29 protein-coding genes are annotated in these 20,510 nt (G+C 37.0%); 19 read left to right on the top strand and 10 right to left on the bottom strand.

What is annotated here, in order from left to right:
- The first annotated feature begins 30 nt into the window (after window positions 1–30).
- Together V7161_RS06290 and V7161_RS06285 are read left to right on the top strand one after the other, a co-directional pair.
- Window positions 31–951, top strand: a complete 921-nt coding sequence (locus V7161_RS06290; RefSeq protein WP_335443212.1) for a CobW family GTP-binding protein — start codon at window positions 31–33, stop codon at window positions 949–951.
- Between the two features lie 71 nt (window positions 952–1,022).
- On the top strand, window positions 1,023–1,844 hold the full coding sequence (locus V7161_RS06285; RefSeq protein WP_335443210.1) for a hypothetical protein: 822 nt from the start codon (window positions 1,023–1,025) through the stop codon (window positions 1,842–1,844).
- Window positions 1,845–1,878: 34 nt separating this feature from the next.
- Here the strand turns inward: V7161_RS06285 and V7161_RS06280 are convergent, their stop codons facing one another.
- Window positions 1,879–2,124 carry a DNA alkylation repair protein gene (locus tag V7161_RS06280; protein ID WP_335443208.1) on the bottom strand — a complete coding sequence of 82 codons (246 nt, stop codon included), beginning with the start codon at window positions 2,122–2,124 and terminating at the stop codon, window positions 1,879–1,881.
- 96 nt (window positions 2,125–2,220) lie between these two features.
- Here V7161_RS06280 and V7161_RS06275 point away from each other — a divergent pair, with 96 nt between their 5' ends.
- Window positions 2,221–2,490, top strand: a complete 270-nt coding sequence (locus V7161_RS06275) for a hypothetical protein (RefSeq protein ID WP_335443206.1) — start codon at window positions 2,221–2,223, stop codon at window positions 2,488–2,490.
- Window positions 2,491–2,502: 12 nt separating this feature from the next.
- Window positions 2,503–2,970 (top strand): FixH family protein, encoded by a 468-nt coding sequence (locus V7161_RS06270; protein WP_335443204.1) that lies wholly within the window; start codon window positions 2,503–2,505, stop codon window positions 2,968–2,970.
- A 22-nt stretch (window positions 2,971–2,992) separates the two neighbouring features.
- Here the strand turns inward: V7161_RS06270 and V7161_RS06265 are convergent, their stop codons facing one another.
- The 5 genes from V7161_RS06265 to V7161_RS06245 all read right to left on the bottom strand — a co-directional run bounded on the left by V7161_RS06265 (window position 2,993) and on the right by V7161_RS06245 (window position 4,914).
- Window positions 2,993–3,355, bottom strand: a complete 363-nt coding sequence (locus tag V7161_RS06265) for a hypothetical protein (protein ID WP_289989034.1) — start codon at window positions 3,353–3,355, stop codon at window positions 2,993–2,995.
- Window positions 3,356–3,364: 9 nt separating this feature from the next.
- Window positions 3,365–3,841, bottom strand: coding sequence for an Hsp20/alpha crystallin family protein (locus V7161_RS06260; protein ID WP_335443201.1), 477 nt, complete (start codon window positions 3,839–3,841; stop codon window positions 3,365–3,367).
- Between the two features lie 76 nt (window positions 3,842–3,917).
- Window positions 3,918–4,346, bottom strand: a complete 429-nt coding sequence (locus V7161_RS06255; RefSeq protein ID WP_335443198.1) for an Hsp20/alpha crystallin family protein — start codon at window positions 4,344–4,346, stop codon at window positions 3,918–3,920.
- Window positions 4,347–4,415: 69 nt separating this feature from the next.
- Window positions 4,416–4,658, bottom strand: a complete 243-nt coding sequence (locus V7161_RS06250; protein ID WP_335443196.1) for a spore germination protein — start codon at window positions 4,656–4,658, stop codon at window positions 4,416–4,418.
- Window positions 4,659–4,671: 13 nt separating this feature from the next.
- Window positions 4,672–4,914 (bottom strand): spore germination protein, encoded by a 243-nt coding sequence (locus V7161_RS06245; RefSeq protein WP_223593198.1) that lies wholly within the window; start codon window positions 4,912–4,914, stop codon window positions 4,672–4,674.
- A gap of 175 nt (window positions 4,915–5,089) precedes the next feature.
- Between V7161_RS06245 and V7161_RS06240 the strand changes: the two genes are divergently transcribed.
- Both V7161_RS06240 and V7161_RS06235 read left to right on the top strand, forming a co-directional pair.
- Complete coding sequence (locus V7161_RS06240) at window positions 5,090–5,863, top strand: SDR family oxidoreductase (protein ID WP_335443194.1); 774 nt, start codon at window positions 5,090–5,092, stop codon at window positions 5,861–5,863.
- Between the two features lie 115 nt (window positions 5,864–5,978).
- Window positions 5,979–6,137 (top strand): hypothetical protein, encoded by a 159-nt coding sequence (locus tag V7161_RS06235; protein ID WP_223593195.1) that lies wholly within the window; start codon window positions 5,979–5,981, stop codon window positions 6,135–6,137.
- A gap of 199 nt (window positions 6,138–6,336) precedes the next feature.
- On the opposite strand, the gene V7161_RS06230 is transcribed toward V7161_RS06235, so the two are convergent.
- Both V7161_RS06230 and V7161_RS06225 read right to left on the bottom strand, forming a co-directional pair.
- Window positions 6,337–6,897, bottom strand: coding sequence for a GNAT family N-acetyltransferase (locus V7161_RS06230; RefSeq protein WP_335443191.1), 561 nt, complete (start codon window positions 6,895–6,897; stop codon window positions 6,337–6,339).
- 306 nt (window positions 6,898–7,203) lie between these two features.
- A complete protein-coding gene (locus V7161_RS06225) occupies window positions 7,204–8,331 on the bottom strand; it encodes an amidohydrolase (RefSeq protein ID WP_335443189.1) in 1,128 nt (375 codons plus the stop codon).
- A gap of 191 nt (window positions 8,332–8,522) precedes the next feature.
- Between V7161_RS06225 and V7161_RS06220 the strand changes: the two genes are divergently transcribed.
- From V7161_RS06220 to dapF, 7 genes are all read left to right on the top strand, one after another.
- Window positions 8,523–8,846, top strand: a complete 324-nt coding sequence (locus tag V7161_RS06220) for a DUF4870 domain-containing protein (protein ID WP_335443188.1) — start codon at window positions 8,523–8,525, stop codon at window positions 8,844–8,846.
- 104 nt (window positions 8,847–8,950) lie between these two features.
- Window positions 8,951–9,148 (top strand): PLD nuclease N-terminal domain-containing protein, encoded by a 198-nt coding sequence (locus tag V7161_RS06215; protein ID WP_335443186.1) that lies wholly within the window; start codon window positions 8,951–8,953, stop codon window positions 9,146–9,148.
- Window positions 9,148–10,056 (top strand): ABC transporter ATP-binding protein, encoded by a 909-nt coding sequence (locus tag V7161_RS06210; RefSeq protein ID WP_335443184.1) that lies wholly within the window; start codon window positions 9,148–9,150, stop codon window positions 10,054–10,056. Before V7161_RS06215 ends, V7161_RS06210 begins: the two co-directional genes overlap by 1 nt.
- The gene (locus tag V7161_RS06205) at window positions 10,053–10,832 is read left to right on the top strand and encodes an ABC transporter permease (RefSeq protein WP_335443182.1); all 780 of its coding nucleotides are present in this window, start codon (window positions 10,053–10,055) and stop codon (window positions 10,830–10,832) included. Before V7161_RS06210 ends, V7161_RS06205 begins: the two co-directional genes overlap by 4 nt.
- 84 nt (window positions 10,833–10,916) lie before the next feature.
- A complete protein-coding gene (locus tag V7161_RS06200; RefSeq protein WP_335443179.1) occupies window positions 10,917–11,771 on the top strand; it encodes a patatin-like phospholipase family protein in 855 nt (284 codons plus the stop codon).
- Between the two features lie 112 nt (window positions 11,772–11,883).
- The gene (locus V7161_RS06195) at window positions 11,884–12,642 is read left to right on the top strand and encodes a hypothetical protein (RefSeq protein ID WP_335443176.1); all 759 of its coding nucleotides are present in this window, start codon (window positions 11,884–11,886) and stop codon (window positions 12,640–12,642) included.
- A gap of 37 nt (window positions 12,643–12,679) precedes the next feature.
- Window positions 12,680–13,663, top strand: a complete 984-nt coding sequence (gene dapF / locus V7161_RS06190) for a diaminopimelate epimerase (protein WP_335443173.1) — start codon at window positions 12,680–12,682, stop codon at window positions 13,661–13,663.
- 9 nt (window positions 13,664–13,672) lie between these two features.
- Here dapF and V7161_RS06185 read toward each other — a convergent pair whose 3' ends face one another.
- Complete coding sequence (locus V7161_RS06185) at window positions 13,673–15,517, bottom strand: DNA ligase D (protein ID WP_335443171.1); 1,845 nt, start codon at window positions 15,515–15,517, stop codon at window positions 13,673–13,675.
- Window positions 15,518–15,646: 129 nt separating this feature from the next.
- Here V7161_RS06185 and V7161_RS06180 point away from each other — a divergent pair, with 129 nt between their 5' ends.
- The 4 genes from V7161_RS06180 to V7161_RS06165 all read left to right on the top strand — a co-directional run bounded on the left by V7161_RS06180 (window position 15,647) and on the right by V7161_RS06165 (window position 18,249).
- On the top strand, window positions 15,647–16,477 hold the full coding sequence (locus V7161_RS06180; protein ID WP_335443169.1) for a Ku protein: 831 nt from the start codon (window positions 15,647–15,649) through the stop codon (window positions 16,475–16,477).
- Window positions 16,478–16,596: 119 nt separating this feature from the next.
- Window positions 16,597–17,559, top strand: a complete 963-nt coding sequence (locus tag V7161_RS06175) for a nucleoside hydrolase (protein WP_335443167.1) — start codon at window positions 16,597–16,599, stop codon at window positions 17,557–17,559.
- A gap of 194 nt (window positions 17,560–17,753) precedes the next feature.
- Window positions 17,754–17,954: a cold-shock protein gene (locus tag V7161_RS06170; protein WP_335443164.1), complete on the top strand. Its 201-nt coding sequence runs from the start codon at window positions 17,754–17,756 to the stop codon at window positions 17,952–17,954.
- A 91-nt stretch (window positions 17,955–18,045) separates the two neighbouring features.
- Window positions 18,046–18,249, top strand: a complete 204-nt coding sequence (locus tag V7161_RS06165; RefSeq protein ID WP_223593177.1) for a cold-shock protein — start codon at window positions 18,046–18,048, stop codon at window positions 18,247–18,249.
- Between the two features lie 39 nt (window positions 18,250–18,288).
- On the opposite strand, the gene V7161_RS06160 is transcribed toward V7161_RS06165, so the two are convergent.
- Window positions 18,289–18,582 carry a DUF6509 family protein gene (locus V7161_RS06160; protein WP_223593176.1) on the bottom strand — a complete coding sequence of 98 codons (294 nt, stop codon included), beginning with the start codon at window positions 18,580–18,582 and terminating at the stop codon, window positions 18,289–18,291.
- A gap of 262 nt (window positions 18,583–18,844) precedes the next feature.
- Between V7161_RS06160 and V7161_RS06155 the strand changes: the two genes are divergently transcribed.
- The gene (locus tag V7161_RS06155; RefSeq protein ID WP_335443159.1) at window positions 18,845–19,597 is read left to right on the top strand and encodes a DeoR/GlpR family DNA-binding transcription regulator; all 753 of its coding nucleotides are present in this window, start codon (window positions 18,845–18,847) and stop codon (window positions 19,595–19,597) included.
- Complete coding sequence (pfkB, locus tag V7161_RS06150; RefSeq protein WP_335443157.1) at window positions 19,594–20,508, top strand: 1-phosphofructokinase; 915 nt, start codon at window positions 19,594–19,596, stop codon at window positions 20,506–20,508. Before V7161_RS06155 ends, pfkB begins: the two co-directional genes overlap by 4 nt.
- Window positions 20,509–20,510: the final 2 nt, after the last annotated feature.

Raw genomic sequence — 20,510 nt, 5'->3', positions numbered from 1 at the left:
GAATCTTAAAAGGTAAGAAGGGAAATTTTGATGAAAAAAGCTGAGGTTTATATATTATCTGGATTTTTAGGAAGCGGAAAAACAACTTTATTAAAACGCTTGCTTGAAGATGAACAGAAATCAGGAAGAAAAGTAGCAGTGATGATGAATGAGCTTGGAAAGGTCTCGATTGATTCGGATGCCATTGATGACTATGATGTATCATTGAAGGAATTGTTGGGTGGCTGCATTTGCTGCTCGATTCAGGACAAGCTTGAGGCACAGCTGCAAGGATTGTTATTAGATGAGAAACCAGAGGTTATCTATATTGAAACAACCGGGGCTGCGCATCCTGTAGAGGTTTTAGATGCAATTCTTTCTCCACTGTTTGCTGATAAACTTAACATAAAAGGGATTATTACTACTGTAGACGGTACAAGATGGCTTAACCGAAAGTCACTAAGTCCGCAGCTGCAGCAGCTTATCCTTGAACAAGTAAGGCATGCAGATTTCATTCTCATTAATAAAATGAATGAACTAACAGAGGGCCAGCAGGCGAATATTACTTTTGAAATGCAAGCTGTGAATTCAAAGACAAGATGCCTCTTGACGAATTACTCACAGGTTTCCATCGCGCAACTTAGAAATCTTTCAGTTTCGTTCAATAAAGAGTCGCTTAAGATTCCTTTACATCTAACCACGTTTGTTTACCAATTTACTACATCAATTAGCCAAACTGAATTTGAAGAGTTTTTGCGAGGTTTGCCTGATACGGTTTATCGAATTAAAGGATATATCAAGTTTGATTATTCAGACCATCCATTTCTTTTTCAATTTTCCTATGGCATGCCCTTGTATATCAAGGAATATATGAATTTACCGTTAAATCTTGTATTCATTGGGGAGAATATCGATTGGCCGCAAATTCAAACACAGCTTTTTATCCTTGAAAATGAAAAGAAAAATCATTAAATCCATGAATGATAATTTCCTCTTCAGGTAACTCTTTTAATGTAGAAAAATTCACATTAAGGGGGGATTTCATGAAGAGAGTATCGATATTTTTCGTATTAATTGTCATCCTCCTGCATGGACAAGGTGTTCAAGCTGCCACAGATATTAGTTATAAAATAGAAATGTTAAATTGGAAAGAAGTCAATCACATTTTGCCTAAATACACTAAATTTACAGTCATGGACATTGAAACGGGGAAACAATTTAAAGTACAGCGCCGGGCGGGCAGTCATCATGCAGATGTACAGCCCTTAACCGCTAAAGATACAAAAATCATGAAAAAAATCTATGGGGGAAAATGGAGCTGGAAACGTCGTGCGATTATCGTAATGCATAAAGACCAATGGATCGGGGCATCTATGCATGGAATGCCTCATGGAGGAGGAGCACTTAAGAATAATTTTCCAGGACACTTTTGTATTCATTTTTATGGCAGTACAACCCATCGAACCAACTCAATGGACTTATCGCATATGCTCATGGTGTTAAAGGCTTCTGGGAAACTAGATGATTATTTTGGAAAAGCAAATCCATATGATGTAATTAATGCCTACATAGCAGGATTTAAACAGCAGGATAGACAGATTACTGCTGAGGCTTCCTTACAAAAAATTAAGTGGAAGCCTATTTTGGCCAAAGTCGACAATGTTAGAATTTCACGGATGGAGGAGCTTCCCCCAGAGGATTTAACGGAGGAAATTAGTTTGGATGTGCCGGTTGTAGTGGATTGGTTTATTAAGAATAGAGGAAGTCAATCATTTAATGGGAACATTCACTTAATTCGCTTTTCCCCTGCAGATGCTTGGAAAGTGGATTCTGAGGATTTTTTAAAAGAAAACAGCTTAAAATAAACGAAAAACACCTTAAAAGTAAGGTGTTTTTCGTTTATATTGGCTGCTCACCAAACTTTATAAATGTACGTTCATCCTCAATCAGGCCGCATGCACCGCATTGAATCCGATATTCAGGTCCATTATATGGGAGGTGAAACGGCTCTAATTCATTTTCACCATATTCACGAACAACCGCACCTGAATGAGGGTCAAGCTTTACTGAATGAGAGACTTGTTGAATAATATTAAAGCGGCTTCGATTTGTTTTACAATTTGGGCATTTATAGGGCGTAGACATAGTTTTCTCCTTTCTTTATATTGTTAAAATCTATTTTTTGCAATAATGATAGTAAATATGTAACAATGGCAATGGCAGGAATGAGGAGGGATATCTTTGCCTATAAATTTTGATGCTATATTAGAACAATATCGCTCAATTTGGAACAATCGGTTATTAGCGCCAGGTGAAAAAAACAGTGAAGAAATATTACTTGAGGCTATTAAAAGGGAGCTAATGGACGAAAACTCCCATCCTAGAATAAGGAAAAGCAAGTATGAAAAATACTACTTAGCTACTAAGAGAGTTGTCGATTCTACAATTGCAGATGAAGTTAAAATACAGTTAATCTGGCTTCATAATGAAATGATGGAAGAATTAAGTTAGGAGTGACCTAAAATGAAAAAGTTTGTAATCGGTATTATTTCTGTTCTATTTCTGATTGTTGCTGTGTCCTGTAGTAAAGAAGAGGAGCAATCATCTGAACTGCCCGAAATGTTGGAAGTGAATTTATCAATCAATCCGGAACCGGCAAAATTAAATCAGCCTGTCACTTTTGAAGCTAAAGTTTCTCAAGGAAAGGAAGCGGTTAATGATGCTGATGAAGTGATATTTGAGATTTGGCGTTCAAAAGATGAAAAGCATCAAAAAATCGCGATTAAAAACCCGAAGAACGGCGTTTATCGTCTGGAGAAATCGTTCGATCAGGAAGGTACTTATTATATCATTTCACATGTTACAGCAAGAGATATGCACAATATGCCTAAAAAAGAATTTGTTGTCGGAACTCCTAGTGAAAAAGAGGATCCAAATGCGAAAGATTCCATGGAAGGTATGAACATGGAGGGACATAATGGGGGACATTAAAAGACAGCCGCGATGGCTGTCTTTAATCTTCTTTTTTAGCTTTTAGGTTTACCTTAGCCTGTTTTGAAAGCTTTTCTGCAATTTTTTCATCAACTAATTTAGTAAGATCACCTTCATAGCTTGTGCCAATATTTAATTTACCTGATAAATCTTTAATTCCCAATTGACCAAAGTTATTGGCATAATCTAAATGTTCAATAATGATTTTATCAACCTGAAGGTGTTCAATTTTAATGGTCGGCTGGTTTTCTTTTTGGATGGTTTCATCAGGGGTAGTTTTGGATTCGTGTAAATTGGCTTCTAGCATGGATATCTTTTTTTCTAATTCCGTTATTTTTTGTAAAAAAGCTTTTTTGGAGATAAAAAAGCGAAATAGAAATCGCATAAAAGCCCTCTATTCAGAATTGGATTGATCGAAGGTGATAGGGATATCCTCGACTTCCTCACGGTTCATTGGCATGATTAAGGTTAACACACCATTGCGAAGTTCAGATTTTATCTTTTGAACGAATATCGGATACGGTAATATTAATTCCTTTTTGAAAGAACGGTTTCCTCGTTCCTTCAGATAATATTTTCGATTTTGTTGTGAGGCTTTAAATTCTCCCTTAATTGTTAAGACCTGTTGCTGCACGGAGATGTGGAGAGATTCCCTCTCTAGGCCTGGTATTTCGGCTTCAACAATAAGTTCATTTTCTGTTTCGTATAAATCACATTTTGGGAAAAATTCATTTACGGCAGATAGGGGATTTAAGGGTAGATTGTTATTTGAAGATGGTCTATTATTTTCATTAAAAATTTGATTCCAAAATTTCTCAGATTGAAATTGCTGGGCCACATCCAACCATTTTTTTAATTTATCGACTTCCATCATACCACCTCATTTTAATTCATCCCTATTCTCATCTTATTTTTCCTTGTCAAAAACATGCAAAAAAAATCGACGGCTACAAGATTTCTGTCACGTCGATTTGTGAATATTGCATATCAATATTTTTAGGAATTTTAATTTCCAGGACTCCATCCTTATAATTGGCCGCGGCCCCTTTCTTTCGGACAATTGCCGGCAAGGTAATGGTATGTTTATCTTCTTGCTCAGGAATATGTTCAACAATTAATTTGTTCGACGTATGATAAATGCGAAGTTGTTTGAGCCATTCATCACTTTTAAGCGGAATTCTCACAAAAACAAAATCATGTGTTTCAAAGGCAGTTGAATTTAACACTCCTGTCATTTGCGATTGTTGTGAAACGGAAGATTGAAATCCGTTCATTAGATCCTGAGGATTCATCATTCCCATCATGTTTTGGGGCATAATCTTTCGCATTAGATCCTGGACAAAATTTTCAATTTCTTCAGGCTTCATATTTTTCATGCTATCCTTCATATTCTTATTAAAAGGGAAAATATTCCACGGGAACATGCTGTTTCAACCTCTCATTAATTAAAATTGGTTAGTAATCGGGAATGATGGGTTAGCGATTTGGTCTTGATCACTAACGTCAGGATCAACGAATCCATTAAAGGAAGCAGAGCTTGAAGGAGATAAATCTCCTAGTGCCAAATTCGCACCGATCCATTTTTGGTTCGCTGTATGACTATTTTGGACAGAAGGTCCTAAAGATATATTGGCATTATTAGCGATTGAATTGGTTTTAATGTTAAAAATATTTATCTGAAAAGGCATTATTTTCAGTCCTTTAACTCGGATTACTAAAGACGTTTGACGGATTTGCGATATCTCCCATATCATTGACATCAGGATCAATAAAGACGTTTTCCATTGCGGCATTTGGAGGGGCAAAATCTCCATAAGCTGTATTTTGGCCCTGTGATTTTGTGTTGGCTGTATGGGCATTATGAAGGGCTTCACCGATGTTGACAGACCCGTTGTTAGAGACACTGTTAATTTTCAGGCTGAAAATGTTAATTACAGTCTGCATCCTGTCACATCCTTTTTTTTGATATCTCACACTCATACTATGCAAACACTCGCCCATCCGTTATTAAAACTTGTGCTATTGTTTAAGGGCACATTTGTTTAAAATTTGCATATATAAATGAATCTTTTTAACATATAGTAAAGAGAGAAATTTTATAAATAGTGAGGTAATGGTCGTGAAAATAAAAACGGCTTTAATTACAGGCGGAGCCTCAGGCATCGGAAAAATGACTGCCTATCAGCTCGCAGAAAAAGGATATCAGGTTGTAATTAATTATCGTACAAGTGAAGCAGAAGCTGTTTTGTTGACACAAAGTTTATCTGAAACGTTTGGGACAAAAAACATTGCTGTTCAAGGGGATGTTGCAAATAAAGAAGATTGCATCCGAATGGTTAATCAAGTTCTTTCAGAATATGGAACTGTAGATGTACTTGTGCATAATGCTGGGCCGTATATACATGAGAGAAAGAAAATGACTGAATATGCATTCGAGGAATGGAACTACCTGCTGCAAGGAAATTTGAGTGCTGTTTTTTACTTGTCAAAGCTATTGATTCCTGGAATGAGACAACAAAAATGGGGAAGGATAATTACACTTGGGTTTGACCGTGTCGAAACCGCACCTGGCTGGGTCTATCGTTCCGCGTTTGCGGCTGCTAAGGCAGGATTAGCCTCACTTACGAGAACGATTGCAATTGAAGAAGCAGAGAACGGAATAACGGCCAATATGGTTAGTCCAGGAGATATTATTAACGAATGGAAGGAAAAGAAAATAGAAGAAGCAGCGTTATCAGTCAATCAAAATACTGTCAATAGAAGGCAGGGTACAGGAGAAGATATCGCAAGAGTCATTGCCTTTCTTGCAGATGAAAAGTCTGATTTTATTACAGGAAGTATCATACCAGTCACTGGCGGGACAGATGTCCTTGGCAAAATACATAAGATTTAAGACCTGTTATAAAATTCAGGTCTTTTTTTAATGTTAAAACATGTTAACTTCAGGAATTAAACGCGGTTATTTTGTGGATAATAGGAAATAATCATCGATGAAAGGAGCAAAGAAAATGAGTTTTAATATCAATAGAATTAATCCTAATCAAACTCAAATATTTTTTCATGATGGCCGTTTTGAAACATTAACCAATGAGGAATTAGAAGAATTTTTGCTCCAAATGGGAATTAGCGATGTAAATGAATCGCTGGAACAAAATGTAACGGATTAATAATATTATTTTATTTTAAAATGAATGACTAGGGCGTAATTTTCGCACTGGTCTTTTTTATTAATATCAAAACCAAGTTGATTGGAGCGTAAGGCGCAAGCTCCCCGGACTGCCCGCGGAAAGCGAAGTGCCTGAAGCGGAAATCAACGACCTAGTTTTTATACAAATAAAAAAGCAATCGGTTTTAAACCGATTGCTATTATGCTTCCAATAAATGTGAAGAATCGTCTTGAGAAGATCCATTTCTGAGAAAATGCAGCGTATACATGTCTTTTGGAATTTCATATAAATCATATACGTCCTCATTAGCATTCAATTGATCATAAAGTGATTTTCTTGATTCATTCGCTTTTATAACATAGGGAAGTTTTTCTGCAGCCTTAATAGACCTAATATTAACTTTTCGAATCCGCATAAAAACAGTTTCAATCCCTAACTCATAAAAGAGTTCTTGAAAAAAGGCCTCTTTTGCTGGGCTATTATAGCCTTGCCCATGATATGGTTTCCCAAGCCACGTGCCTAAAAAACCGGCATTCTCTTCAATATCGAACAAATTGATGGTTCCAATTGGAGTACCCCACTCATCAAGAATAGTCCGGGAAATTAATTCCCCGCGCTCTTCTGCTTCAATGGTTTGTTTCGTGATAAATAAAAATTCATCATAGGAAGCCGCTTTTTGGCGAACGAAAGGGAAGACATCTGGATGCGTCATTAGTTCAAATAATGTATGGCTGTCATGTAGATCACGTTTCTTTAGCATGATTATCCCTCCATTAGGGCATACCGATCCCATGTCAAAAGAAGCGGCCCACCCTCGAAATTTTTTATAAAGTTGCGTAAAAAATTTCGGGGTGGGAATCGAACCCACTAGAACCAGAAAAACTGGTGGCGCACCATTTGCCTTCCCTATATCATTTTTTTTGTTAAACCGAAATGTCCAAAAAACCCCCAAATTTTTCAGGTCTTAAACAGACTTACTTAATGTATGATACTAAAAATAATCAAAAAAAGAAATAGGTTTTTAGCACATTTTCAACAAGATTTTATTCCAATTTTCAACAATCTTCTACAGGTCTGAATAAATCATTTCACCAGCAATCATCGTCCATTTTGGCTTTGCTAAGTAATGGAAAGGATGATGGCTCCATAACACCAAATCAGCATCTTTCCCCTCTTCAATACTGCCAACTTGCTGATCTATTTTTAAATTTCTTGCCGGATTAATCGTAATACCCTCAAGTGCCTTTTGCTCGGGTAACCCTTCGCGATTAGCGATGCCAGCACATATATTTAAGTATTGGATTGGGGTATAGGGATGGTCGGTCGTAATCGATACTTCAACACCATGATTAGTCAATTCTTGATAGGTTTTCCAGGTTTTGTTCTTTAATTCAACCTTTGACCTTCTTGTTAGGGTCGGACCAACTGACACTTTTAAACCAATTCCAGCAAGTTCTTCCGCTATTAAATGTCCTTCGGTACAATGCTCAATTCGTAAGTCCAAGTTAAATTCTTCTGCAAATCGTAAAGCAGTGATGATATCATCAGCACGGTGAGCGTGTATTCGAACTGGAATTTCTCTTTTTAATGCCATAACTAATGGACTAATTCTTAGGTCATCAGGGTTATCAGCATGAATCGCTTGGTAAAATGCTTCTCTAAGCATCCCCATGATCCCCATTCGAGTAATGGAGTCACTATTGCCGTGACTGTGTATCCTTTTCGGATTTTCACCTAAAGCAATTTTTAATCCGGCTATATCTTGGACAATCATTTTTTTGATATTTTTCCCAGATGTTTTAATGACGGAAGTAGTTCCACCGATTACATTCGCACTTCCTGGCATAATGTGGACCGTGGTGATGCCGTTTTTAATCGCATCTGAAAAAGCGGGATCTAATGGATAAACGCCGTCCATTGCACGAATATGGGGAGTTAGGGCTTCAGCCGTTTCGTTAGCATCATTACCTGCCCATCCCGTACCTTCATCATAAAGTCCTAAATGAGTATGAACATCTATAAAGCCTGGAAAAAGAAATAATTCACTACAGTCCATGATTTTAACGTTTGAATTGGTAACGATATTTTTTCCAACTTTTTTAATTTTCCCTTCCTCTATGAGAACATCGCCGTATTTAATCGGTTTAGATGTTATCGGGTAAATTGTTGCATTTTTTAAAAGTATGTTCGTCATAATTTAACCTTTCTGTAACTGAATAATATTATTTTATCTATTTTACCAACTAGTGTGCCTAAGGAAAAGTAGGGAATTTTCAGCTTTTTCAAAAAAAGTGCGGAATTTGTTGTGGTTAATGAAACCTTTAAAAATGTACTGCGTAAATAGTAAGGTAGAGAGAAATAAACTTTTCAATGGGGGAAATTAGAATGGTAAAGAGTGAAGAAAGGTTAATGGCTGCGGGGATATATGTGTTAAGTTTATTTTTTCCGATTTTAGGGCCCTTAATTATTTGGTTAATTAAGAAAGATGAATCATCATTCATCGATTATCATGGAAAAGAATATTTTAATTTTGCTATTTCTTATTTTGTTTACTCTGTCATATCGGCAATTTTAGTTTTAGTTTTAATTGGCGTTTTCTTATTATGGGCAGTGGGGATTGCTGCTTTTATTTTCACGATTATAGCAGCCGTGAAAGCATACGAGGGTAATCAATATCAGTTCCCGCTTATTTTCCGAGTGCTTAAATAAATTTTAATGGTGAACCCGGCAAAAAAATTTGCCGGGTTTTTTGAACGTTTTTATAGTTCAAACGTCATATAAATGTATTTATAGAAAACAAAGGGGGAAATAACATGGATGCTTTAGTCCAATATGCACCAATTTTATTGCCAATCGTCATTATTCAGCTAATTTTATTAATTGTTTCTATTATTGATTTAGTAAGGATTGAAAAAACCAATGGTCCTAAATGGCTATGGGCCATTATTATTCTGTTTGTAAATATTATTGGTCCAATCCTTTATTTTGTGATTGGAAGGAGAAATAACTAATGTCCGTTATTCAAATATCCGGTTTAAAAAAGAGTTTTCAAGGCACGGAGGTGATTAAGGGACTTGATTTTTCCTTGGAAAAAGGGAGATGCATTGCTCTTTTGGGACCGAATGGAGCAGGAAAAACAACAACACTAAGAATGCTTTCCGGTTTAATGGAACCCACTTCCGGCACGATTACATTTACCGATGCCAAAAAAGGTGAGGATATTCGTCGTTTCATTGGTTATCTCCCGCAATTTCCCGTTTTTTATGAATGGATGTCTGGGCTTGAATTCCTAATCTATGCTGGCAAGCTTGCTGGATTAAAGCATAAACAGGCGAAAGAACGAGCCATAGAACTATTGCAGCTTGTTGGAATTTTGGATGCTAAAAATCGCAGAGTAGGTAAATACTCCGGGGGGATGAAACAACGATTAGGTATTGCCCAAGCACTTATTCACAGTCCAGAGTTGATTATGCTTGATGAACCTGTATCTGCCCTTGACCCATTAGGCAGAAGGGAAGTATTGGATCTGTTAGAAGGGTTAAAGAAAGAGACGACTATTCTATTCTCCACCCATATTTTAAATGATGCCGAAGAGGTTTGTGACGAGATATTGTTCTTACATAATGGGGAAATCGTAGAGTCCGGGACAATGAATGAACTTCGTGACCGCCACCAGCAAGCAAAAATTGACTTTATCTTTAAAAACAAATCTGAGGAAGTTGAAACATTTTTTACCAATCATGAATTAACTCAATCAGTAAATATTGATGGCAAACGGAACAGTGTATTCGTCAAGGATATTGAACTTGCTAGACAAATCTTTTTGCAGGAAATTTTAGAGAAAAACTGGCCGCTTGAAAAATTTGAACTTAGCAGCATGACACTAGAAGATGTTTTTATGAAGGTGGTGAGAAAATGAGTCAGTGGATGACGTTATTAAAAAAAGAGCTCTTAGAAATGTGGAGAAACTTTAAATGGATTTGGATGCCGATTACTTTTATCCTAATTGGTGTTCAGAAGCCAATAACCACATATTACATGCCGCAAATCATTGATTCGCTTGGGGGATTGCCTGAAGGTGCTGTCTTAAAGATTCCAACGCCGACGGCCCGTGAGGTAATTATGCAAGGATTGGGGGAATACACCAGTCTCGGTGTTTTAATAATTGTTCTTTCAACCATGGGGATTATAGCTGCTGAAAGAAAAAGCGGTGTTGCTGCGATGATTTTGGTAAAGCCGGTTTCATTTACTTCTTTTGTCACATCAAAATGGGCTGGGGGAGTATTGTTAATGTGGTTATCTTTTTTTACAGGCTGTACAACAACATGGTATTATACAGGTTTATTATTTGATTGGGTTCCGTTTGGTGAATTTTTGCAGGCCTATTTCTTTTATGCCTTGTGGTTTACGTTTATATTAACTGTAACTGTATTTTTTAGTTCTATGCTAAGAACGTCGGGAACGGCTGGTTTTATCTCATTAGCTGTTGTTATTATTGTAAGTATAGTGTCGAGCACTTTATCTCGCTGGCTTGAATGGAGCCCCGCTCAATTAACGTCTTATGCTAATGAAATTTTATTAGATAAAGGAGTTTCGGAGTATCTTTTACCAGCAGGATTGTTGGCCGGAGTTTGTATCATCATTCTGTTGGCATTAAGTGTTATGATTTTTCGGAAAAAAGAGCTTGCTTCATAGCAGAGTCATTTCGTTTTGAGAATAGGTGCAGATATCTTATAATGTCTATTATTGTAACAGCTATGGATGAAAGGAAGAAGCAGTGTGATAAATCAAGTCGGTTTGGTTTTAGAGGGCGGCGGGATGCGTGGAGTTTATACTGCTGGGGTCCTTGAATACTTTTTAGAGCAGGAACTGTTTTTTCCTTATGTCATCGGCGTTTCTGCTGGTGCATGTAATGCAGCTTCCTATTTGTCGAAGCAAAAAGGTAGAAATAAGACTGTAACAATTGAATATGCTTCTGATCCCAGATATATTTCATGGAAAAATTATTTTAAGAATCGTCAATTTTTTGGGATGGATTTTATTTTCGATGAGATTCCTAACCAGCATGTCCCATACGATTATGAAGCCTTCTATAACAGTTCAAGCGAATTTGTCGTCGGAACAACAGATTGTATAACTGGTCAGCCTGTCTATTTTAACAAACAAGAGTACGGGAAAGATTTTTTAAAGGTTTTACGTGCCTCAAGTTCTCTGCCGTTTATTGCACCGGAAGTGAAATTTAAGGATAAAATTCTGCTGGATGGCGGGATTACCGATCCCATTCCCATAAAAAAAGCCCAGCAGGATGGTTTTTTGAAAAATGTGGTTGTATTAACTAGAAACTCAGGTTATTTGAAAAAGCCATCAAAATTTCACTTTGTTGTTGATCGGAAGTATCCTGAGTATAAAGGATTGCAACAATCACTTAGGGGACGATATCAGGTTTATAATGAAACGGTTGCCTATCTCGAGGAAGAAGAGAAAAAGGGCAGGGTGCTGATTATTCGTCCTACACAGCCGCTTAAAGTTGGCCGAATGGAAAGAAATCCAGGTAAACTGGAGGAGCTCTATAATCAGGGCTACCATGATGCCAAAAACTCAATAGAGTCTATCCTAAAATATATTCACCAATAAGAAGGGTCTTTATCGGACTCTTCTTTTTTATCTATTAAAATTGAAATCTCCTATCATTTTTTTAATAGTTGATAAATAAACTAGTAGTAGGAATCGATAAGGGGTTTTCAAAATGAAAATATACGAATATTACCGTGATGCCGCCAAAATCCACTTAAATGGTAGTATTGCAGCTCTGTTACCCGCCTGCTTAATTGTTTTCGGAAATATTTCTTTTGTTAAAAATCAGCAGATGATGCTATTAACCCTTCCATTTATTATTTATAGTTTTTTTAGTTTTCAATTCTATCTTTTTAAAATTCATCAATCGATTGCTATTGCTCGGAACATGTCTCACTCTAAAAGCACTAACTATTCTTTATTTGATGCGAGTGAATTATTGGTGCTTTTCATGAATACGCAATCTCCAGAATTACAGCTCTATTTTCCTAATGGTTATTTAGCGGGCAGTATTAAAAAATACAAACGGAATACTTATGCTCTCTATAATGCAAAGGAGGAGGTAATTGGTTTTTATCAGGTTAAAAGAAGAATGTTGATTACGATAAATGTGCATGATCAAAACCAAAACCACCTTGGCTGTCTCGAAATTAAGAAACATCCATGGAAGAAAGTAAAGAAAGTATTGCTCGACAAATCGGGCAGAATGATTGGCGCTGTGAAAGGCTCTTCTGTTTTTATGGATGAGGAAGTTATTAATAAAAAGAATAAACAATTAGGGCGCCTTAGAAGAGGCTGGATGCCGTTTGAATGGAGTCCATTGTTTCCAAATCCTAATACCCCTGTGCTTACCTTAAGAGAGCTTAAATCCGAAAGGGACAAGCTTCTGGGGATGGCATTTTTAATTCATGAATTCTTTGTCGAAAGATGATATGATAAAATATAATGCTATTGTGGGGGTAATGAATTTGGACATTAATTTGATCAAAGGACATGGTTCTGGGAATGATTTTCTCATAATCGACGAAATAACCAATAATTATAGTTTTTCGGAAGATGAGAGAGCGAATCTTGCGCGTTTATTATGTAAAAGGGAATCAGAATTAGGGGCGGATGGGATCCTTTTTGTGATGAAAAGTGACCATGCTGATGGGAGAATGCGGGTCTTTAACGCGGATGGGTCTGAAGCCTCCATGTGTGGAAATGGTCTTCGTCTTGTTGCCCGATATATTTGTGAACTAAAGGGGCTAAATGAAGCAGTCGTTGAAACTATGAAAGCTGATTTGAAGGTAAGTAAACAAAAGGAGCTGGTTCCGGAGGTTCACACCTATCAAGTGGAAATTTCCCCAGTCCTATTCGATTTGTCTGCACTGCCATTGCATTTAAATCAAGCTACATTACGGAACGAAAAAATTGAGGAACTTTCAAATGAATTAAAGTTTACGGCTCTTGCAGTACCTAATCCACATTTAATTACGATCGTTGATAAAGACCAGCTGCAGCTTGATATTCAAAAAGAGCTTAGTGAAAAAGTAAATGGTCCAAATGAATTGTTTCCTGACGGAGTCAATGTCAGTTTTGTTAAACCACTCGAGGCGGGTTCCATTTATGTCAGAACCTTTGAACGGGGGGTTGGTTTTACAAATGCCTGCGGTACCGCGATGTCTGCTTCCACTTTAGTCACTTGTTTACAAGGGATAAATGAATTGGAACAGACGATAAAGGTCTTTAATAATGGTGGACGGGTTCAATGTATTGTCCATCATGACAACGGAACTTATAACATTGACTTGATTGGAAATGCGACATACCTTTTTACAGGTACAGTCAAGATTGATCTGAATAAAGAGTCTTTTTCAGTGACAGAAAGAAACGACTTAACGGAGCAAAATGCATACGAGTTGCTTCAAACAGATGCCCAGCAATTTATACACGAAAAATTGAAAGGATAAGGAATCTCCTTATCCTTTTTTGGCAGTTCCTTTTTTTAAAACTTCCAACACTCGTGCAAAGGGCTGAATAGCCTTCGTTTGCTGATAATTCTTGAAGGGGTCGATTTGTTTGCGAATTCGAGCAAGGGCATTTTGCATAGAAAAGGTTTTTGGATCAAGTTTTTCATCTACTTCTTCCCAATAGAGCGGTGTTGCCACCCCAGCGTGTTGATTTCCCCGCATTGAATAAGGTGCGACAATGGTTTTGCCCTCCCCATGTTGTACATAATCCACGTATAACCGATTTCCTCGATTTTTTTTCATCCTTTCAATCGTGAACGAATCTGGATCCTTTGAGATTAAATATTCAGCAATAAAGCTGGTAAACAGTCTTGTATCCTCGTAAGTAAATTCCCCTTCAGGCAATGGAAGGTAAATTTGCAGCCCTTTGTTGCCAGACGTTTTGATAAAACCAATCAAATTTAACTGATCAAGTACTTCTTTGATAAATAAAGCAGCTCTAATTGCCAAATGAAATTCATCTTGAGAAGGAGGATCCAAATCGAATACAATTTCACTTGGGCCCTTGCTGTTTATCGTTTGAAAGGGAACATGAAATTCAATCGCTATTTGATTTCCAAGCCATATCAAGGTTTTAAGATTATTGCAAAGAATATAGTCGATTCCATCTGTTAAATGGGTTTGAACAAACTCAGGAGCGTACTCAGGGCAGTTCTTTTGATAAAAGGCTTCGCCAAACATGCCATGTGGATAACGGATTACCGTTAACAAACGGTTATGTAAAAATGGGAGCATATAAGGTGAAACCTCACGCAAATAAAGAATATAATCTGCTTTCCGAATTTCGAGTTTATCCCATAAGGGCTTATCAGGATGAGTAATTTCCATGTTATTTGGCAGATTTTTTTGGCCAAACATGAACTTTTCGAAGGAACACTGCTCTGGTTCGACATCAAAGCGAAAACGATCAAAATGAGGCTCGCGCAATTGGTTTTCATATAACTCTAAGTATTTCACCTCGAGACAAATGGCAGGTTCTACATAAATAAATTGCCCATCCTCACGAATCATATTTTGTCTCATTGTCTGCTGAAGTGCCTGCTTCTCTTCCGGTTTAAACCCAAACAGTACCTGGCCGATTCCTACAATTTTTTTATCCTTATAAACGCCAACATAAAAGTACCCATTTGTTTTCTCATAAGAGGTGACAAAACAGGTTACATATTTCCAATTCTTAAATTTTAACCATTGTAAGGAACGTTTTCCTTCCTCCCAAAGGCTGTTTTTTTGTTTGGCGACAATACCTTCCCCATCATATAAAATAACTTTTTCCCATAATTCATCAAAATTCTGATGGGCAAATACGGGCTGAAGGAGCGAGTCATTTCGCAGGCCAGGATCATGGGCCAGACCCGTTGTTTGAAATAATTTCGTAAGCTCCTCTTTTCGTTTATGGAAGGCAGTTGTATAAAGCGATTTGCCTTTTAAAGAAAGCAAATCAAAAACCATTAGGCGGCAAGGAGTGGATTCAGCCTGTTCCGTAATTTTTTTGGCTGATTTTAAACGGCCGCGAACTTGAATTGCAGCAAAATTAGCTTTGTAGGGATTTTCAAGCCAAACCAGCTCACCATCAAGCTGAAGCGGTAAAAATGGCAGGAATTGTTTTTCATACTGAAGTAAAAAATTCTGGATTTCTGGGAATTGGGACAATAAAGATTTTCCGTTTCGGCTTGTTAATTGAATCCCGCTTGAGGTCCAATCCAAAATAGCACGGAACCCATCATATTTAACCTCATAAAGCCAATCTGATTGATTCGGGAGCTCAAAGGTCAAACTAGGCAGCATAGGTTTCATCTGAACGTTTCCCTTCGTTTTCTTTTTAGTTTGCTATATACTTTTTGACTTCATCCATTTCCAATTGTTTTAAGGAATGTTTAGCCTGTGGAATCGAACAATAAAAATAAAAAGAATGGAGAATAAATTATGCATACGATGTGGAAGGGAAGTATCAGCTTTGGGCTTGTCAATATTCCCATCAAGCTTCATACGGCTACAGAGGATAAAGATATTAAGCTTCGGACCCTTCATAATAAATGTCATGCCCCGATTAAGTATGAAAAGATTTGTTCAGTGTGTGAGGAGGAAGTAAAACCAGAGGATATTGTGAAGGCATATGAATATACAAAAGGAAAGTTTGTCGTACTCGACCATGATGACCTCGAGAAGCTTCGAAAAGAAAACGAAGATAAAGCAGTAGAAATAATTGATTTTGTCAATATGGAAGAGATTGACCCTATTTATTTTGACAGAAGCTATTATATGTCCCCAAATGAAGGGGGAGGTAAAGCCTATTCTTTACTGCGAAAAGCACTTCAGGAATCACAGAAAGTGGGTCTTGCCAAAATCATTATTCGTTCAAAAGAGCAGATGGCCGTGATTCGTGTATATGAAAACACATTAGTGATGGAAACCATCCATTATCCAGATGAAGTTCGTAAAGCAGGGGATGTACCAAATGTACCTTCAGAAGATAAGGTAACAAAAAAAGAACTGGATACGGCGATATTATTAATTGATCAATTGACCTCCAAATTTCAACCGGAAAAATACACCGATGAATACCGAACAGCATTGTTGGAATTAATTGAATCAAAACGGAACGGAAAAGAGACCGTAACTGCCGCAGCAAAGGAAGCTCCTTCCAATGTAACGGATTTAATGGCAGCTTTGCAGGCATCTATTGATCGAACGAAGCCAAATAAAACATCTGCCCCAAAGAAGAAGACGACAGTAAAAATAAAGAAACAAGCATAAGATTATGTGTGTCCGATTCGAATTTTTCGAATCGGCTTTTTTCATTCCGTTCTTGCAAACAAATAGACAGCATACTTTTTTATTAGTATTCGTATATCATTGAAAACGGGGGAGTGGTAATGGCCTATAATGTACTCATGATTGCCGATCCAGGAATCGATGATTCCTTTGCGATAATGTACGCCTTACTAAATCCGAAAATAAACCTAGTAGGAATTGTAAGTGGTTATGGAAATACACCAAAAGAGCAATCAATAAAAAATACAGCTTATTTATTAAATCTTGCCGGCAGAGAGGACATTCCTATTATTGCAGGTACTGCTGGTCCATTATCCGGAGAATTAGTGCGATATTATCCAGAGATTCATGGCCAGGAAGGATTGGGCCCTATTAAACCTCCTGATACTATCCAAAATGTTAAGGTATATGATATTAATAAAATCCTTGAAATTGTCGCTCAATATAAAAACAATATTATTATTGTATCAGTTGGAAGATTAACAGAATTGGCATTAATGTTTATTTTATATGGGAACCAGGCATTAAAGGATGTATCAGCCTTTTATATTATGGGAGGAGCTTTTTTAGTCCCTGGAAATATTTCAGCGGAATCGGAAGCCAATTTTTTTGTCGATCCCATTGCTGCTAATACCGTCATGGAAAAAGCGCATAATATATACTTACATCCATTAAATATTACCAATAAAGCCCTTTTAACTCCTGAAGTTATTCAGTTTATAGGTGAAAATAGCCCCACCCCATTTAGACCGTTAATAGTTCCAGCATTTGATTATTATTATACAGCCTATCAAAAAAATATCCCTGGTATTAAAGGGGCTCCGCTTCATGATGTTGTCCCCTTAATGGCTTTAACGGAGCCCGATCTGGTCAAATATATTCCCAGAAGAGTAAGAGTGGAGGAGTTCGGAACGGCAAAGGGTAAAAGTATCGCAGATTTTCGTCCGCGACCCGAAAAAGAACCGCCAGAATCACTAGATAACATTGGAATGGATGCTGATTTTCAAAAATTCACAGTCAACTTTATGGAGATTTTTTTAAAAGGTGATTTTAATAAAAGGTAATTTTGATTGACAAAAGACAGTATTGGGTATAATATTAAATTACGCTTTAATGTTCGTTAAATATTTATTGGATTAAGTAGTCGTAACTGCACGAATGATGTGGGTGATGTCTATTGCCCCAAAAGTGCAAGTGCGGCTTTTTTATTTAAATGTAAAATTAACTTAAAGTGAACAAATTGTTGGGGGTAATATCCATGAAAAACGGTAAAGTAAAATGGTTTAATGCAGAAAAAGGTTTCGGTTTCATTGAAGCTGAAGGCGGTCAAGACGTATTCGTTCACTTCTCAGCTATTCAATCAGAAGGCTTCAAAACATTAGAAGAAGGCCAAGCAGTTTCTTTCGAAATCGTTGAAGGCGCTCGTGGACCACAAGCTGCTAACGTTCAAAAAGCTTAATTTTGTTAATTAAAAGGGTGATGCACTGTAAGGGCATCACCTTTTTATCTATATTCATTTTTTCATGTACTAAAAACAAGGGGTGAAAGTTGTGGCATTTGGTAGAAGAAATGACGAAGAAATCAAATTAGAGGAAACGAAAATTTGGGTTTGTAGTTCAGAGGATTGTAAATGCTGGATTCGCGACAATTTTAAAAGCAGTGAAGAGCCCCGTTGTCCAATATGCAAAAGTGAAATGAGGCAAACGACAAAAGAGCTTCAGGTCATTCATAATCATAGTAAAAATTTTATGTAAACAGATTTAAAGCAGGGTAAATTGATACCCTGCTTTTTATTATTCTATAGCGTTTTCTTTACAATATGTAAGAACTAACTCTTCCTCATCTTCCTCAAGGGCAAAGTCCAGCACCTTTTCACTTCCTTTTTCGTAAAAATGATAGGTAGAAAGCTTTGCTTCATTTTGATCCACGACGAAAATGACCTTTAAACCTACACCTTTATCCGAAAAGAGTTCATCCTCTTCATCAATATCTAAATCTAGGAAAAATTCGTAGCGATCCCCAGATAATAAGCCGAATGGATCTTCGAGTTTTTCTACTGTATGGCCAGTAATGTTCAAGGGTATCATCCTTTGTTTTTTATTAGTCTTTTTTATTATACACATTTTTATTGAAAAGCCGAGAAGTTATCCTAGTTAAATCTTATTTTGGTGAAATAATATTTAGTAGCACCAACAGGACTGGTGTTTTTTTTTGTTGGTCATTGTGATAAATTGCCGAAAAACTTTCAAAAACAATCATAAGTTGATTGTTTTTGAAAGAAAATGATTGATTTTTGCAATCGGTTTCAGTAATATTAAAGCAGGAAAAGAAATTTCAGGTGGTGATAATGTGTTAACACCAGAAAGACACCGCATAATTCTCCAATTATTAAAGGAGAAAAGTGTCGTGAAAATCCAGGAAATTATGGACATAACGAATACATCAGAATCAACAATCCGCAGGGATTTATCACAATTGGAAGAACAAAAATTTTTAAAGAGAATTCATGGAGGGGCTTCAAGATTACAGGGTAAACTCCAAGAACCAAGCATGAGTGAGAAATCCTCCAAAAACCTTCACGAAAAACGACTAATTGCCAAGTATGCAGCAAGTTTGGTGGAGGAGGGAGATTCGATTTACCTTGATGCAGGTTCAACGGTGATTGAAATGATTGAATTCTTGCCGTTTAAAAATATTGTGGTAGTGACCAATGGATTAATGCATTTAAAACCGTTATTAAATAAAGGTATTTCAACTTATCTAATCGGTGGACTAATTAAACCGAATACTAGTGCTTTTATTGGAAGAGGAGCGTTAGCCAGTCTCGACCTGTATCGTTTTGACAAATGCTTTATGGGAGTAAATGGCATTCACCCGCAATTCGGTTTTACAACTCCGGATCAAGAGGAAGCAATGGTAAAGCAGAAGGCTATTTCACTTTCTAGAGAAGCATATGTTTTAGCAGATAATACGAAGTTTGCTGAAATATCTTTCGCGAAAATTGCTGACATCCATGAAGCATCTATTATCACTAATGAATTAGAGGAAGAAACAATAAATCAGTATGTAAATAAGACATCCATAAAGGTAGTGACTGCATGATTTACACATTAACGTTAAACCCATCTGTTGATTACATTGTTCAATTGGACAGCTTTAGTCTTGGGGAATTAAATAGAACGGTAAGTGAAGCAAAGTTTCCAGGGGGTAAAGGGATTAATGTTTCCAGGGTATTAAAACAATATGGAGCAAAAAGTAAGGCGTTTGGCTTTTTAGGCGGCTTTACCGGTGCATATATCGAGCAATATCTAAATAAAGAAAATATCGAAACAGACTTTGTGAAGGTGGCTGAAGATTCCCGGATCAATATTAAGCTGAAAACAGGACAAGAATCTGAGATCAATGCCAAGGGACCTAACATCACAGAACTGGATTTTCACCAGCTAAAGGATAAAATTCGCCAGTTAGGCTCATCGGACTTATTAGTTTTGGCAGGAAGTATTCCTTCCTCTTTACCTGAAACCACATATGAAGAGCTAGTGAAGATTTGTGGGGAAACAGGAGCACAATTTGTTGTCGATGCAGAAGGAGACCTGCTAAAAAAAGTTCTTCCTTATAAACCATTTTTAATCAAACCTAATCATCATGAACTTGGCGAGCTTTTTGACACTGCTTTTAATTCAGCGGAGGAAGTTATCCCATATGGAAAAAAACTTGCAGAAAAGGGTGCCAAAAATGTAATTGTATCACTTGCAGAAAAGGGTGCTGTATTGATAAGTGAGAATATTGCCTATTTGGCTGAAGTGCCAAAAGGCGAGGTTAAAAATTCAGTTGGAGCAGGTGACTCAATGGTGGCAGGATTCTTGGCAGCATACGAGAGAACGGCTGACCTCAAAGAAGCATTTCGATACAGTGTAGCCTCAGGCAGTGCAACGGCATTTTCACTCGGATTATGTACTAAAGAAAAAGTAGAAGAGCTCCTCTCACAGGTGCAAATAAAAGAAATTCTCTAAGG

It is taken from the genome of Neobacillus drentensis (genome assembly GCF_036965425.1).
Classification (GTDB): Bacteria; Bacillota; Bacilli; order Bacillales; family Cytobacillaceae; genus Neobacillus; species Neobacillus drentensis_F.
The sequence above is the reverse complement of the archived record's forward strand: the minus strand, read 5'-3'. Positions and strand labels throughout refer to the sequence as shown.